This is a genomic window from Methylocystis parvus (assembly GCF_049675845.1).
GTDB classification, from domain to species: domain Bacteria; phylum Pseudomonadota; class Alphaproteobacteria; order Rhizobiales; family Beijerinckiaceae; genus Methylocystis; species Methylocystis parvus_A.
In genome coordinates this window covers 3,842,350-3,856,606 of the sequence record NZ_CP187161.1, presented here as the reverse complement: position 1 = coordinate 3,856,606, position 14,257 = coordinate 3,842,350, and the positions used below count along the sequence as shown (strand labels likewise).

Annotated in this window: 11 protein-coding genes and 2 pseudogenes; 6 read left to right on the top strand and 7 right to left on the bottom strand. The window is 64.5% G+C overall.

Annotation, left to right across the window (positions count from 1 at the left end):
• Window positions 1–16: 16 nt before the first annotated feature.
• The 3 genes from ACPFMJ_RS19895 to ACPFMJ_RS19885 all read right to left on the bottom strand — a co-directional run bounded on the left by ACPFMJ_RS19895 (window position 17) and on the right by ACPFMJ_RS19885 (window position 3,234).
• Entirely contained in the window at window positions 17–1,198 is a 1,182-nt protein-coding gene (locus ACPFMJ_RS19895) for an ABC transporter permease (RefSeq protein ID WP_424361619.1), read from the bottom strand.
• Window positions 1,195–2,139, bottom strand: coding sequence for an ABC transporter ATP-binding protein (locus ACPFMJ_RS19890; protein ID WP_424361618.1), 945 nt, complete (start codon window positions 2,137–2,139; stop codon window positions 1,195–1,197). Before ACPFMJ_RS19890 ends, ACPFMJ_RS19895 begins: the two co-directional genes overlap by 4 nt.
• 102 nt (window positions 2,140–2,241) lie before the next feature.
• Complete coding sequence (locus ACPFMJ_RS19885; protein ID WP_424361617.1) at window positions 2,242–3,234, bottom strand: HlyD family secretion protein; 993 nt, start codon at window positions 3,232–3,234, stop codon at window positions 2,242–2,244.
• A gap of 129 nt (window positions 3,235–3,363) precedes the next feature.
• Between ACPFMJ_RS19885 and ACPFMJ_RS19880 the strand changes: the two genes are divergently transcribed.
• Window positions 3,364–5,043 carry an electron transfer flavoprotein-ubiquinone oxidoreductase gene (locus tag ACPFMJ_RS19880; RefSeq protein WP_424361616.1) on the top strand — a complete coding sequence of 560 codons (1,680 nt, stop codon included), beginning with the start codon at window positions 3,364–3,366 and terminating at the stop codon, window positions 5,041–5,043.
• A gap of 230 nt (window positions 5,044–5,273) precedes the next feature.
• Window positions 5,274–6,068: a YdcF family protein gene (locus ACPFMJ_RS19875; protein WP_424361615.1), complete on the top strand. Its 795-nt coding sequence runs from the start codon at window positions 5,274–5,276 to the stop codon at window positions 6,066–6,068.
• Window positions 6,069–6,070: 2 nt separating this feature from the next.
• Here the strand turns inward: ACPFMJ_RS19875 and ACPFMJ_RS19870 are convergent, their stop codons facing one another.
• Window positions 6,071–6,841 carry a LuxR C-terminal-related transcriptional regulator gene (locus tag ACPFMJ_RS19870; RefSeq protein ID WP_424361614.1) on the bottom strand — a complete coding sequence of 257 codons (771 nt, stop codon included), beginning with the start codon at window positions 6,839–6,841 and terminating at the stop codon, window positions 6,071–6,073.
• Between the two features lie 946 nt (window positions 6,842–7,787).
• Between ACPFMJ_RS19870 and ACPFMJ_RS19865 the strand changes: the two genes are divergently transcribed.
• Complete coding sequence (locus ACPFMJ_RS19865; RefSeq protein WP_424361613.1) at window positions 7,788–8,186, top strand: DUF1190 domain-containing protein; 399 nt, start codon at window positions 7,788–7,790, stop codon at window positions 8,184–8,186.
• Window positions 8,187–8,206: 20 nt separating this feature from the next.
• On the opposite strand, the gene ACPFMJ_RS19860 is transcribed toward ACPFMJ_RS19865, so the two are convergent.
• Window positions 8,207–9,031, bottom strand: coding sequence for a DUF3108 domain-containing protein (locus ACPFMJ_RS19860; protein ID WP_424361612.1), 825 nt, complete (start codon window positions 9,029–9,031; stop codon window positions 8,207–8,209).
• Between the two features lie 50 nt (window positions 9,032–9,081).
• Window positions 9,082–9,609 carry a hypothetical protein gene (locus ACPFMJ_RS19855; RefSeq protein ID WP_424361611.1) on the bottom strand — a complete coding sequence of 176 codons (528 nt, stop codon included), beginning with the start codon at window positions 9,607–9,609 and terminating at the stop codon, window positions 9,082–9,084.
• Between the two features lie 162 nt (window positions 9,610–9,771).
• Here ACPFMJ_RS19855 and sseA point away from each other — a divergent pair, with 162 nt between their 5' ends.
• The 3 genes and pseudogenes from sseA to glnA all read left to right on the top strand — a co-directional run.
• Window positions 9,772–10,635 carry a 3-mercaptopyruvate sulfurtransferase gene (gene sseA, locus ACPFMJ_RS19850; RefSeq protein ID WP_424361610.1) on the top strand — a complete coding sequence of 288 codons (864 nt, stop codon included), beginning with the start codon at window positions 9,772–9,774 and terminating at the stop codon, window positions 10,633–10,635.
• Window positions 10,592–10,925, top strand: a pseudogene (locus tag ACPFMJ_RS19845) (P-II family nitrogen regulator). Before sseA ends, ACPFMJ_RS19845 begins: the two are co-directional and overlap by 44 nt.
• Before the next feature lie 138 nt (window positions 10,926–11,063).
• Window positions 11,064–12,439: pseudogene (gene glnA / locus ACPFMJ_RS19840) on the top strand (type I glutamate--ammonia ligase); the annotation flags it as partial.
• Here the strand turns inward: glnA and ACPFMJ_RS19835 are convergent.
• Window positions 12,400–14,247, bottom strand: a complete 1,848-nt coding sequence (locus ACPFMJ_RS19835; RefSeq protein ID WP_424363919.1) for a sulfatase-like hydrolase/transferase — start codon at window positions 14,245–14,247, stop codon at window positions 12,400–12,402. The pseudogene glnA and the gene ACPFMJ_RS19835 overlap by 40 nt on opposite strands.
• Between the last annotated feature and the right edge of the window lie 10 nt (window positions 14,248–14,257).

The following is a 14,257-nucleotide window of genomic DNA, read 5'->3' as shown; positions in this document are numbered from 1 at the left end:
CCGTCAACGCCGCGGCTCAATCGAGCGTCTGGCGGAAACGCATAACCGCCACGGACATGGCGACAAGCGCGAATAACGCCAAGGCGCCGGCGTCCGCCGCCAGATCGGCGAAGCCGGAGCCTTTCAGCATCACCGAGCGCACGATTCGCAGATAGTGCGTCAGCGGCAGGCACTCGCCGAAATATTGCGCCCAGACCGGCATGCCGTAGAAAGGAAAGAGAAAGCCCGAGAGCAGCATGCTCGGCAGGAAGAAAAAGAACGTCATCTGGATCGCCTGAAGCTGGTTCGCGGCGATGGTCGAGAGCGTATAGCCCATGGACAGATTGGCGACGATGAAGAGAAGCGTCAGCGGCACGAGCACGAAGAGCGAGCCGACGACCGGGACGCCGAAAAGAAAGCGCGCGACGATCAGGATCGTCGCCATTTGCACGCCGCCGACGAGCACATAAGGCGTGATCTTGCCGAGCATGATCTCGACGGGTTTCACCGGCATGGCGAGCAGCGCCTCCATCGTCCCGCGCTCGATTTCGCGGGTGACGGAAAGCGCCGTGTAGATCAGCATGGTCATGGTGAGGATCGTGCCGATGAGGCCCGGCACGATGTTGCGCCGCGCCTCGGCCGCCGGATTGTAGCGGCGCTGCACTTGCAGATCGAAGGGCGGCCGGTTCTGCGCGAGCGAGGCGAGCGGCCCTGTCAGTTCGCGGTCGAGCGCCTGATTGACCGCGCCGAGCGCCGCCGCGACGGCGCCGCCGGTCGCCGTGGGATCAGTGGCGTCCGCGACGAGAAGAACGGCGGGACGCTCGCCGCGCACCAGCCGCCGGGAAAAATCGGGGGGGATCTGGATGATGAATTGCGCCTTGTTGGAAAGGATCAGATCGTCCGCCTCCGCCTCTCCCTTTGCAACATATTTGATGTTGAAATAGTCGGTCGCCCGCAGCGCGCCCAAGACTGCGCGGGCGATGGGGCTGTCGTCGGAGACGAGCGCCGCCGTCGGCAAGTGCTTCGGATCGGTGTTGATCGCATAACCAAAGAGCAGAAGCTGGATGAGCGGAATGCCGACGATCATGCCCAGCGTCGGACGATCGCGGCGCAGCTGGATGAACTCCTTGACGAACATCGCGACGAGACGCTGCCATGACTGCGCAAGGCGGCCAAGGCGCGCGGGCCGAACGTCGGAATGTCGCGACGCATCCGTCATTGGCCGCTCCGATGGTTGCGCGTCATCAGGTCGATGAAGACGTCTTCCAGCGTCGCCTCGTCATGCGCCCAGCGCTGCGTGGGGCTCATATGGCGCTGGGCGATCGCTTCCATCGCGGCGCGGTCGCGGCCGCCGACATGCAGCGCCGAACCGAAACGCGCGACCATATCGACGCCGGGCGCGTGTTTAAGTTCGCTGGCGAGCGCATCGAGATCCGTCCCCGTGACCACCCAGGTCGAAAGATTGGCGTTGGCGATGATCTCCTCGATCGAGCCGGAGACAAGCAGCTTGCCATCGAGAATGTAGGCGATCTCGTGACAGCGCTCGGCCTCGTCCATGTAATGCGTCGAGACGAGGACGGTCAGACCCTCATTGGCGAGATGGTGGATCTCGTCCCAGAAATCGCGCCGCGCCTTGGGATCGACGCCCGCCGTGGGTTCGTCGAGCAAGAGCAGCGACGGGCCCGGCAGGATGCAGGCGCCGAGCGCGAGCCTCTGCTTCCAGCCGCCGGAAAGCTCGCCCGCGAGCTGGCCCGCGCGGGCCGTGAGGCCAAGCCGCTCCAGCGCGCCCTGCGCCGCGTCTTCCGGGGCCGCCAGCCCGTAGATGCGCGCGACGAATTCCAGATTCTCGCGGATGGTGAGATCGCGATAGAGCGAGAAGCCCTGCGTCATGTAGCCGACATGCCGCTTGATCTCGTCCTGTTGCGTCTTGATGTCGTAGCCGAGGCACCGCCCCTCTCCCGCATCGGGCGTGAGCAGGCCGCACAGCATGCGGATCGTCGTGGTCTTGCCGCTGCCGTTCGGTCCGAGAAAGCCCTGGATATGTCCGCGCGCGACAGTGAGGGTGAGATCGTCGACGACCTTTTTCGTTCCGAAGATTTTGGTCAAGCCCTTGACGTCGATAGCGATGTCGGGCGCCGCGGGGGCCAGTTCAGCCGCCATGAGCAGCGCCTCTCTCAACCTTCATGGCGTCCCGGCCGTTCTGGCGTGGACGCCCGCGACCAGCGCGAGCATGACGGGGGCAATGGTTGAGTGAGCGCCAGATCACTTCGCCGCCTCCCCCTCGCCCACCGGCGTCACGGAAACCGGCATGCCGAGCGGCAGTTCCCGCGCCTTGCCTTCTAGCCGCGCCTCCACCTTGAAGACGAGCTTGGCGCGCTCGACGTCGCTGAAGATCACGGGCGGCGTATATTCCTCACGGCTCGAGACGAATGAAATCCGGCCGAAGAGGTCGCTCGGGCAGCCGTCGCAGCCGATGCGCGCCTTACCCCCGAGACGCAGGCTCGCGAGCCGCGGCTCGGGCACGTAAAAGCGCACCTTGCGGTTTTCGGGCGGCAGCAGCGCGACGACCGGCTGGCCTTCCTTGACGACCTCGCCGGGGCGGAAGAACACGTCCTGCACGACGCCGGCGGCGGGGGCTTTGACGGCCTGGCGGGCGATGCGGATGTCGATCGCCTGCAATTGCGCGCGCGCCTGATTGAGCGCCGCCTCGGCCGCCTGAATTTCTTGCGAGCGCCCGGGGATGCGCGCGGCCTCCACCTGCCGGCGCGCCTCCTTCACCGTCGCCTCGTCGCGCTTCAGCGCCATTTCGGCGCGATCGAGCGCGGCTTTGGCGACATGGCCCTCCTTGAAGAGCTTGCTCTGGCGCTGATAGTCGTTTCGCGACAGGACGAGCGCCGCCTCGGCGCGCTCCAGCCCCGCCTGCAGCACCGCGACTTGTTCGGGCCGGCTCGTCGCCGCCTCGAGATTCTTCACCTGCGCCTCGAGCTGCCCGATGCGCGCTGACGCCTCTGCGCGGCTGCGGTCGAGAAGCGGCGTCGCCATGGTGAAGAGCGGATCGCCCGCCTTGACGACCGAGCCAGCCGCGACGTTGAGCGAGGCGAGCCGCTCCCCCTCATTCGGCCCGATGTAAAGCGTTTCGCCTTCCACATAGCCGAGAAAGGGCGCGTCGGCGGGGTTCTTGGCGCCCGTCATGCGCCAGGCGAAAAAGCCGGCGAGCGCAAGAAAGATCGCCGCCAAAGCGGCTACGCGTCGCATCTCCCGCCGTCTCCTTCGCGCGCAGCCCGCCTGCCGTCATGCGGCGCCAAACTCCTTTTGGCGCGCCGCACGCAAACAGGCTACAGTGGAATGACGCACTCGCGAAGAGGACGCGAAAAGGGATCGGAAATGTCTGAAGAGATTACGGAATTGCCCGAGCGCGAAGGTATGGACTACGACGTGGTGGTCGTCGGCGCAGGCCCCGCCGGCCTCGCCGCCGCGATTCGCCTCAAACAGGTCGCGCCCGACCTTTCCGTGGTCGTCATCGAAAAGGGCTCCGAACCCGGCGCCCATATTCTCTCCGGCGCCGTCATCGACCCCATCGGCCTCGACAAGCTGCTCCCGGCCTGGCGCACGCAAGACGACGCGCCCCTGAAGACGCAGGTCCATGACGACCAGTTCTATCTGCTGAACGAAAAGGGCGGCACGCGCCTGCCCAACGTCCTGATGCCGAAGCTGATGAACAATCACGGCAACTTCATCGGCTCGCTCGCCAATGTCGTGCGCTTCCTCGCGTCGGAAGCCGAGAATCTTGGCGTCGAAATCTATCCGGGCTTCGCCGGCGCCGAAATTCTTTATGGCGAGAATGGCGAAGTGACGGGCGTCGCCACGGGCGACATGGGCGTCGGCCGTGACGGCAAGCCGAAGGATTCCTTCACCCGCGGCATGGAGCTGCGCGGCAAATACACGCTCTTCGCGGAAGGCGCGCGCGGCTCGCTGACCAAGCAGGTCCTCGCGAAATACGATCTCTGCGCGTCGAGCGACGTGCAGAAGTTCGGCATCGGCTTCAAGGAGCTGTGGCGCATTCCGAAGGAGAAGCACAAGCCGGGTCTCGTGCAGCACTCCTTCGGCTGGCCGCTGCAATCCGACACGGGCGGCGGCTCCTTCCTCTATCACTTCGAAGACGGTCTCGTGTCGATCGGCTTCGTCGTGCATCTCAACTATTCGAACCCGACACTGTCGCCCTTCGACGAGTTCCAGCGCTTCAAATGCCATCCGATGATCGCCCCGACGCTGGAAGGCGGCGAGCGCCTCGCCTATGGCGCGCGCGCGCTGACCGAAGGCGGCTGGCAGAGCGTGCCGAAGCTCGTTTTCCCGGGCGGCGCCCTCCTCGGCTGCGCGGCCGGCTTCATGAACGTGCCGCGCATCAAGGGTTCGCACAACGCGATCCTCTCCGGCATTCTCGCCGCCGACCATGTCGCGGCGGCGCTGGCGGAAGGGCGCTCCTATGACGAGGTGACGGCGTATGACGCCGCCTGGCGCGCCTCCGAGATCGGCCGCGACCTCAAGCCCGTTCGCAACGTCAAGCCGCTCTGGTCGAAATACGGCACCTATCTCGGCGCCGCGCTCGGCGGGCTCGACATGTGGACGAACTCGCTTTTCGGCTTCTCCTTCTTCGGCACGCAGTCCCATGGCAAGCCGGATTACGCCTGCCTGAAGCCGCTCTCCGAAGTGACGCCGATCGTCTATCCGAAGCTCACGCAGAAGCCGGCCTTCGACAAGCTCTCCTCGGTCTTCGTCTCGAACACGAACCATGAGGAAGACCAGCCGGTGCATCTGCGCCTGACCGATCCGTCCATTCCGATCGAGAGAAACCTGCCGATCTATGGCGAGCCGGCGCGGCTCTATTGCCCGGCGGGCGTCTATGAGGTCGTCTATGGCGACGAAGAGGCGAAGAGCGATCCGCGCTTCGTGATCAACGCGCAGAACTGCGTGCACTGCAAGACCTGCGACATCAAGGACCCTGCGCAGAACATCACCTGGGTCCCGCCGGAAGGCTCGGGCGGGCCGAATTATCCGAACATGTGATGTGAGACCCCCTCCCCAACCCTCCCCCGCTCACGCGGGAGAGGGAGCAGGTCGTCGCCGTCATCAGCAGCGCTGATCGCGAGCGTCCCCTCTCCCGCTTGCGGGGGAGGGACAGGGAGGGGGCAAGGCGACGTTAACGCATGCGGGTGTTCTTTCGACATCCGTAATGCGGCTCGCCCCTCTCCTCACACGCGGAGAGAGGGAGCGATCGCAAGCCCCGCGAGCCGTCAATGTTCTTCATTCTTTCAAAAATCTTTGAATTCCTGGCGACGCCCACCCATCTCGCGCTCTTCATCGGCGCGCTGGGCGTTGTTCTCTCCTTCACGCGATACAGGCGCGCAGGCTGCGCCCTTTCCGGCGGCGGGATTTTTCTGCTGCTTATCCTGGGCTTCTCGCCGCTTCCCGCCCTCATCGCCGTGCCGCTCGAGGCGCGCTTTCCGCCGCCCCCTGACGACGCGCCGGCGCCCGACGGCGTTATCGTGCTCGGCGGCTCCGTCGATGAGAATCTCAGCGGCGTGCTGGGCCGCGTCACGCTGGCCGACGCGGCGGAGCGCCTCACCGCGCCCATCGCGCTACGCCGCCTTTATCCCAAGGCGCGCATCGTCTTCACCGGCGGGACGGCGGCGCTGCGTGGCTCGCAATATACGGAAGCTGGAACGGTGCGGAAATTCTGGCAGGAGGTCGGGCTCGACCAGGGCGACATCCTCTACGAAGACAAGTCGCGCAACACTTTCGAGAACGCCGTCTTCACGCGCGACCTCGTGCAGCCGAAGCCCGGCGAACGCTGGCTGCTCGTCACCTCCGCGATGCATATGCCGCGCTCGGTCGGCATCTTTCGCAAGGCGGGATTTCCGGTCGTGGCGTATCCGGTGGATTTCCGCACCACCGGAGACTTTCGCGGCTTTGGCGTCCCCCGCCACGCGTCACGGAACTTCACGCTGGCGGAATTCGCGGCGCATGAATGGGCCGGCCTCGTCGCCTATCGGCTGACGGGCAAGACCGACGCGCTTTTCCCCGCGCCGTAGCCCTACTCCGAACGTCGGCGCCCGCGCGTCGTGGTCGTCGGCTCCATGCTGCGGCCGCCCGAGCCGCCCGGCCAGCTGCCATGCTTCATCTCGAGAAACAGCGCGATCGCCTGTGCGCGGTTGCGCACTTCGAGCTTCTCGAAGAGGTTGCGCAGGTGGAACTTGATCGTGTTGATCGAGACGCCGAAATCCTTGGCGAGCTGGCTGTTGGTGTGGCCAGAGCCGAGCGCCGACAACAGGCTTCTTTCGCGCAGCGTCAGATTCTCCAAAGGATCGCTGCGCATCTTGCGGATGTCGACGAAGGGAAACACCATGTCGCCCGCGGCGACGGCCGCGAGCACGTCGAGCAGACGCTCCGGCGGGGCGCGCTTGGAGACGAAGCCGGCGCCGCCGAGCTGCAGCGTCTCGGCCGGGGCCGCGGGATCGTTGGTGCCGCTATAGACGACGATCTTTGGCGCGGAAACCTGGCGCGAGAGAGCGCGCAGAACATCGCGCGCATGCAGCGTCGGCAATTGCCAGCCGATGACGGCGATGGCGAATTTCTGCTGACGCGCGGCTTCGAGAAATTCTTCGCCGTCCGTGACCTTGAGGACGAGATGGAAGCGCTTGTCGTCCGACAGCAGCTTGTCGAGCCCGGCGAGGATCAGCGGGCTCTTGTCGGCGATGGCGACGTCGATGCGCCCCGCCTCTTTGCCTGCAGCGCCGTCGTCATTCTGGGGCCGGGGCCGCGCCTTCGGGGCTTCCGCCTCGGCGCTCGCCCGTTCGACGTCCATTCGATCGTCGTTAGCCCTGATCGAAGAGGTAGGCGCCATCATGTCCTCCGGGCTTGCACGACCTGTCCGCGAAAGCCGAAAAATCGCTCGATATCGTCGTCCGCGCTTATATTGCAGCAGTCTGGACTTGCAAGGATGTCGAGAGTCCACCTACCCGTTGTGGTGGATCAGGCGCTAGAATACGCAGGAGGCAGGCGGCGATGCAAACCTTCTCCCGCGAGGGGAATGATCAGCTTGTGAAAAGACAAAAAAATTAGGCGCGTCGCACCGGCTTATGCCGACGCGCCGCGCCTTGAAAGGCTGCGATCTTTGTCAGATCACTGGTCGGTGAAGACCCAGCGAGCAGCGAAGTAAGCAGCCGCGCCGATCACGATGATCGCGATCATGCCAACCGGAGTCGCCGCATAGCTGGTCAGTTCGAGAATAGCGCCCATTATCTCCTCCTTCTGTCACACATACTGTCGGTTCTAAGTTTCAAGCCGACATGCTGTCATCTGATCCGCCGTCGCCGACGGATTTGTCAGATTCACGATTTAGGATCGCATCGCGGACATGTTCCCATCGCGTATGACCGCGATCCTCGAAAGGGTGGGCGCATATCTGTTCGGCCCTGTCCGCGCCCGGTGAGCCATATTGCTTCCACAGCTTGTCGTCTGTGGTTCCGAAATGCGGTGAGCCAACGAACTATTGTAGTCGCTGATCCTTGTCAAGCGACATACGGGTAGCGACGCGGAGCCCCCCGGCGACGAGTTGTCGCGGAGCGATGCGGATTGGCCGAGATTGCGCTTGCCGCGCCACATTGCCGGCGACTAATGTCCGTCCGGTTAAAACGGGCGTTTCGAAGTCGCTGGCGGCCTTCTGCGAAACGCGCGTCAATCTCTGAATTTGCGCAACTTGCGTCGCTCGAACAACGCTGTTCCGAGGCAAGCGCGCCAAGCGAGCGGACATGGCAAATACGCCCCTGAAAATGATCGTCGTCATCGTTGCGCTGGCGGCCGCCGGCTTTTCGTTCTTTTACGCGCGACGCACGGCGCCCGCTTGCTCGGAAGACGGCAAATACATGTCGACCCTCGCCGACTGCCAGACCTGGGGCGTCGACGCCGCCACCTGCAAGCAGGCGGTTGAAAAAGCGCGCGCCGTCGCCGCGCGCGCCGCGCCGAAGACGGAAACCATGTTCCAGTGCGAACTGCGTTTCACGGAATGCTTCGAAAATCCCGCCGGCGGCTTCTCGCCGCGTCCCTCCTTCTGCCTGAGCAAGGACGGCGAGCCGAAGGAAGTCCGTTACCTCGAATATGAGGCGGATCGCCGCAACCGGAAGAAGACGAAGGAAGTGCGGATCGACTAGGCCACGCCGCCCTCGGGCGATCAGCGCGCGGAATCCGCGTGCTTGGAGCCGATCTGAAAATCGGACGCCTCGATCACAAGCTCCCCGGCGCCTGTCTTGATGTCGATATGGATCGGCACCACGACATGGGCTTCGGGCAGCGGCGCGAGCCAGACATTCATGTCGCGGTTTTCGGCCATGTAGCGCGTCGACTTGCTGTCGGGCCTATGCCCGGCGATCGGCGTGTAGCGCGCCGAGCAGACGGCGACGGGGCCGGCGTAGCCGCGCGTCTGCGCCGTATGCGCGCCCGCATAGGACAGCGCCACGTCGAAGCGCGTCACGCCGTCGAAAACGGCGATGGTGCGGTTGCAGGCGGCCGGACCCGCAAGATCCTGGCCCTGCGGCACGCTCATGATCAAGGCGCTCACAGGATCGACGACGCGCTTCTTGGCGCCGTCCGTCACCGGAACGCGCTGCTCGGCGTCCCAAGGCTCCGGCTTCACTTCGACGGCGCGAACCGAGTTGCTGGCGAGCGCCATCCGCACGGTGCGCGTCTCGTCGCTATTCGTCGTCGTGTTGGCGTAGGCGCTCGGCGACGGCCCCACCGGCGTCAGGCCGCCGCTCGCCGTCGCGGCGCCCTTGGTGTTGTTGACGAGATTGGCGAGGCCCGACGTCCGCATCGTGATGTCGACGCGATAATTCTGCGGCTCGACGACGCCTGAGGCGTAGGCGCTGCCGATGGAGAGTCCCATCAGGCTCAAGCCATAATGCGCCTTGATCGTCTCGGCGCGCGCGCCGCCCGCGCACAGAAGGAGCGCTGCGGCTGACGCGATCTTCGGCAGGTTACGCGCTGGGGTCGGGCTCATCTTCTCTGCATGCCGATGCCTGGTTGCGCCGCGCGGCGCGAAAAGGAGCCTCACGCCGACTCCTGCCAGTGTCCGTCCGCGTAAATGCGCCAGGCGCGAAGTCCCGCCTTCGCGACGACCATCCGGCCAGCCTTCGCTTCCGCGACCAGATGCTTGAATACGAGAGGATTGCGCCAGGAAAACGGCTTTTCCGGGTCGCATACGGCGTGGTACTCGTCGCTGTCGGGATCGTCCATCAGGAGCGTTCCCACCTTGTCGGGCCGCATGGTCGCGGGCAGACCGCGATCTTCCTTCCATTGACAATGATAGTCGCGACAGACCTGCGGGCGCGTCGAATAGATCCCGCAGCCGCCCGTCGTCACGCAATGCTCGCAGAGCTTGCCCGCGGTCTTCTTCATCTCCTCGATTTCGAGCACCTTGCAGCAGAAGTAACACGTGCCGCAGGCTTTGCCGGGGATTTCGAGCATGACGACCTTGAGCGCGAGACAGTGAGAATCGAATCGGCGTATTGTGACCGCGACGGCGTTGGATGCAAGCAGCGCCTGAGCGAACGAGCTTCGTTCACGGCGACGGGCCACATCGCTGCGCCCGACCCCGACAGGAGCGCACATCAACGCAAACGTCCCGCGCCGACAATCGCTGCCGCGTCCATGTGCGCGGAGATGACGGCGACGACGTCGTATCAACGACAATCGCGCGGCAAGCGCGAGCGGAATTCAAGGACAAGAGCAACAGACGCCATGCCCCAGACCATCGACCCCGCTACGCTGTTCGTCTCCACGCAGTGGCTCTCCGAAAATCTCGCCTCTCCGAACATCCTCCTCTTCGACGCTTCCTGGCACATGCCGGCGACGGGCCGCGATCCGCGCGCCGAATATGAAGCCGGACACATCCCCGGCGCCGTTTTCTTCGACATCGACGCTGTCGCGGATCAATCGACAGGCCTGCCGCATATGCTCCCCTCCCCCGAGGCGTTCGCGGAGGAGATGCGGCGCGTCAGCTTCGGCGACGGCATGCACGCGATCATTTATGACAGCGTCGGCCTCTTCTCGGCGCCGCGCCTGTGGTGGACGATGAAGGTCTTCGGCGTCGAGAAGGTCTCGATCCTCGCCGGCGGCCTCCCGGCCTGGAAGGCCGAAGGCCGGCCGCTCGGAAAAGGGGAATTCGCCCGCGAGCCACGCCCCTTCACGCCGAAATTCGACCCGGCGCTTGTGGCGGACTGGAAGAAGGTGAACGCCGCGCTGGAGAGCGGCGCGCCGCAGGTCGTCGACGCCCGCTCGGCGGAGCGCTTCATGGGCCGCGCCGCCGAGCCGCGTCCGGGCCTGCGCAGCGGGCATATGCCGGGCGCCTACAGCCTGCCGTTTCAAAGCGTGATCGAGGGCGGGAAGATGAAAGACAAGGCAGGCCTCGACGCCGCCTTCGCGGAAGCGGGCCTCGACCCCGCCAAACCGACCATTGCGAGCTGCGGCTCCGGCATGACGGCCTGCATCCTCAGCCTCGCCTTCGCCGCCGCAGGCCATCCAATATCGGCCGTTTACGACGGCTCCTGGTCCGAATGGGATGAAAAAGGTCGAGGCGATCATCAAGCCTTTCAAGCTCGATGAAGTGAAGGAAGCGCTGCAATCGGACTGCAAGGCATCACAGTCACCGAGGCGAAGGGCTTCGGCGCAGAAGGGTCACACCGAAGCTTTACCGCGGGGCTGAATACGTCGTCGATTTCCTTCCGAAGGTGAAAATCGAGATCGTTCTTGCGGACGAGGCACGTGGAGCGCGCTGTCGAGGCCATTCGCAAGGCCGCCAGAACGGGCCGCATCGGCGACGGCAAGATTTTTATCTCGTCAATCGAAGGCGCGATCGCATCCGCACCGGTGAAACCGGCCGCGATGCCATCTGATCGATAAGCGACTGTAAAAACCATCATGAGCTTTCTCGAGAGACTGTTTCGCGCGCCCGAACGGCCAAACAAACTTGGCACGCGTGCCAAAGACCAACGGAAGAGGCATGGGATCGACATGAAAATGCAAACGACGTAATCAAGCAGATCAAGGACAACGACGTAAAATACGTCGACTTCCGTTTCACCGATCCGCGCGGCAAGTGGCAGCACGTCACGTTTGACGTGTCGATCGTAGACGAAGACGCCCTGAATGAAGGCATCGCCTTCGACGGCTCCTCGATCGCCGGCTGGAAGGCGATCAACGAGTCCGACATGACGCTGATCCCGGACCTCGCCACCGTCACGATGGATCCGTTCTTCGCCGCCTAGACGACGGTCATCGTCTGCGACGTCGTCGAGCCCACGACCGGCCAGCCCTATCCGCGCGATCCGCGCTCGATCGCCAAGAAGGCCGAAGCACTATCATGATGTCACTCGGTATCGGCGACGTCGCCTATTTCGGACCAGAAGCCGAATTCTTCGTCTTCGACGACGTCCGCTTCTCCGCCGATCCGTACAATACGGGCTTCCAGCTCGACTCGTCGGAACTGCCGTCGAACTCGGACACCGCCTATGAGGGCGGCAACCTCGGCCACCGCGTCCGCACCAAGGGCGGCTATTTCCCGGTTCCGCCGGTCGACTCGGCGCAGGACATGCGCTCGGAAATGCTCGCCGCCATGGCGAGATGGGCGTCTCCGTCGAAAAGCACCACCACGAGGTCGCTCGGCGCAGCACGAACTCGGCCTGAAGTTCGACACGCTCGTCCGCGTCGCCGACCATCTGCAGATCTACAAATACTGCATCCATCAGGTCGCGCATTCCTACGGCAAGACGGCCACCTTCATGCCGAAGCCGGTTTCGGCGACAACGGCTCGGGCATGCACGTCCACCAGTCGATCTGGAAGGGTGGCAAGCCGGTGTTCGCTGGCGACAAATATGCCGACCTCTCCAGGAGTGCCTGCACTATATCGGCGGCATCATCAAGCACGCCAAGGCGCTCAACGCCTTCACCAACCCGCTCGACCAACTCCTACAAGCGTCTGGTCCCGGGCTTCGAGGCGCCCGTGCTGCTCGCCTATTCGTCGCGCAACCGTTCGGCCTCCTGCCGCATCCCCTACGTGAACGAGCCCGAAGGCGAAGCGCATCGAGGTTCGCTTCCCCGATCCGACGCCAACCCCTATCTCGCCTTCGCGGCGATGCTGATGGCCGGCCTCGACGGCATCAAGAACAAGATCGATCCGGGCGCGCCGGCCGACAAGGACCTCTACGACCTGCCGCCGGAAGAGCTGAAGGCGATCCCGACGGTTTGCGGCTCGCTGCGCGAAGCGCTCGACTCGCTCAAGGCCGACCACGCCTATCTGCTCGACGGCGGCGTCTTCACCGAAGACTTCATCCAGGCCTGGATCGACCTCAAATACACCGAGCTGATGCGTTACGAGATGACGCCGCATCCGGTCGAGTTCGACATGTATTCGAGGATGGCGCCGAGCTCCGTCGAAAGGGCGTCGTGCATCTGCTGCTGCAGCGCGTTATACGGCCTTCCAATCAGACGTTCCGACGTATCCAGCTGAGGAATCGGCATCGCCTCGTCCACGACGTAAAGCTCGTCGGTCGTACGCTGACGGCAACTGTTCGTCTCGGGGATATAGTCGTTCATGCTGTTGCGCACGAGCTTGTAGCCGAGCGCGTTGCGGACGGCGACGCCGACCTCCGGATTGACATTGGTGGCCGGCATGCCGTTGTCGTGCAGCCAGATCTGCACCTGGCAGCAATAGGTGAAGCCGTCCGACGGGATCGACTTGCCGCCATAGGTTCCGGTCGCGCCCTGGCCGAACCATGTGCCGCCATTGTCCTCGCACACGCTCTTCGTGACGGGAATCTGCGAGCAGCTGTTGGCGAACTGGCACGGGCCGTTCATCGCGCCGTTCGCCTGGACGTTCGGCCCGACCTGCGTGAAATTGGATCGACGGATTTCCGCCTGCTGCGGATTGCGCAGATAGGCGAGCATGGGCCGCGAGTCGAGCTTGCGCGTCACGATGGAATGGACGTTGAGCCCGGCGATCTCTCCGAAAAGCTCGTAGAGATCCGCGATGTTCACCATGGATGACACGGACCGGCCAGGCTGATTGACGAGCGGCCCGGCGATCGCGAGGGGCGTCCATACGCCCGTCTGATAGGGCGTGCCCTTGGCGCGCGTCGCATCGAAGGGCAGTCTGACGGTGGAGCCGAGCGAGCCATTGTCGTTCACATAGACGAGCATGGTGTTCGCGAGGTCGAGCTGGAAATGCAGCGCGCCGGTCGCGTCCCTGAACGCCAGCCCTGTCTCCGTGAGCAGCCGGCCGACATCGGCGTCCATCGCCTCGATCATCTGGTTGGAGAGAATGAAGCCAGTCGTCGGATTGCTCGGGTCGAGACCGTTCGTGTCCAGCGCGTCCGCCGGCAGGCTCGAAATGGGCGGCGCCTGCAGCGGCGTGTGAACGGTCGCGACGGCCACGGTCGCCATCCAGGGGCGCCCCGTCCCCTGCTGCTGGCGGATCCAGGCGATTGCGTCGTTCGTCGCTTCGATATTTCGATAGGTGCGCGCCCTCGGATCGGCGCTCGACGGCTGCTCCACCGCCTGACCACGATTGATGACTAGAGGCGAAACGTAATGCGCGCTCAGCGTCGAGAAATCGAGCGTCCTCGGCGTAGCGGAATTGGTGCAGCTCTGGTTGGGAAGGAAAAGGCCGCCACTGTCGCGACAAGCGCGACCCGGGGGGTTCTTGTCGCCATAGGGCGCGCTCATCGCCCGGCAGGCCATGTTGGCCGCATAGCAGGCGCCGTAATCCGCGCCGCCATCCTTTGCGCCCGGCACATAGCCCCAGACGAATTGCCCCTGCGCGCCCACTCCGCCGGCGGTGGTGTCTATGGATGACGGATCGCCCGTCTCGTCCAGCCAGCCGGAAAAATAGTCCCAGCCGAGCGCATTGGGCATTGCGAGCTTGAAGGGGTTGTTGCCCTGCAGGCCCACATGGAACTTGCCGAAAAGCGCGCTCGTATAGCCGGCGCGCTTCATCAGCTTGGGAAGCGTCTCCTCCCAGGGGGAGATCATCGCGTTGGCGAGGTCGGCCGGCCCCAAAGCGGCGTAGAGATTCGTCCGCAACGGATATCGGCCGGTGTAGAGGACGCCGCGGCTGGTCGAGCAGGCCGGCATCGCCCACATGTCGCGGAAGCGCACGCCCGCATTTGCGATGGAGTCGATGTTGGGCGTCGGCGGCGCCGTGACGCCGCCATAGCCCATGGTGCGGATC

Bases quoted from the DNA above. Each gene is read 5' to 3' on its own strand.
- ACPFMJ_RS19865 (WP_424361613.1), top strand. From the start codon at position 7,788: ATGGCAAATACGCCCCTGAAAATGATCGTCGTCATCGTTGCGCTGGCG.
- ACPFMJ_RS19875 (WP_424361615.1), top strand. From the start codon at position 5,274: ATGTTCTTCATTCTTTCAAAAATCTTTGAATTCCTGGCGACGCCCACC.
- ACPFMJ_RS19885 (WP_424361617.1), bottom strand. From the start codon at position 3,234: ATGCGACGCGTAGCCGCTTTGGCGGCGATCTTTCTTGCGCTCGCCGGC.
- ACPFMJ_RS19895 (WP_424361619.1), bottom strand. From the start codon at position 1,198: ATGACGGATGCGTCGCGACATTCCGACGTTCGGCCCGCGCGCCTTGGC.
- ACPFMJ_RS19835 (WP_424363919.1), bottom strand. From the start codon at position 14,247: ATGGGCTATGGCGGCGTCACGGCGCCGCCGACGCCCAACATCGACTCC.
- ACPFMJ_RS19870 (WP_424361614.1), bottom strand. From the start codon at position 6,841: ATGGACGTCGAACGGGCGAGCGCCGAGGCGGAAGCCCCGAAGGCGCGG.
- ACPFMJ_RS19860 (WP_424361612.1), bottom strand. From the start codon at position 9,031: ATGAGCCCGACCCCAGCGCGTAACCTGCCGAAGATCGCGTCAGCCGCA.
- sseA (WP_424361610.1), top strand. From the start codon at position 9,772: ATGCCCCAGACCATCGACCCCGCTACGCTGTTCGTCTCCACGCAGTGG.
- ACPFMJ_RS19890 (WP_424361618.1), bottom strand. From the start codon at position 2,139: ATGGCGGCTGAACTGGCCCCCGCGGCGCCCGACATCGCTATCGACGTC.
- ACPFMJ_RS19880 (WP_424361616.1), top strand. From the start codon at position 3,364: ATGTCTGAAGAGATTACGGAATTGCCCGAGCGCGAAGGTATGGACTAC.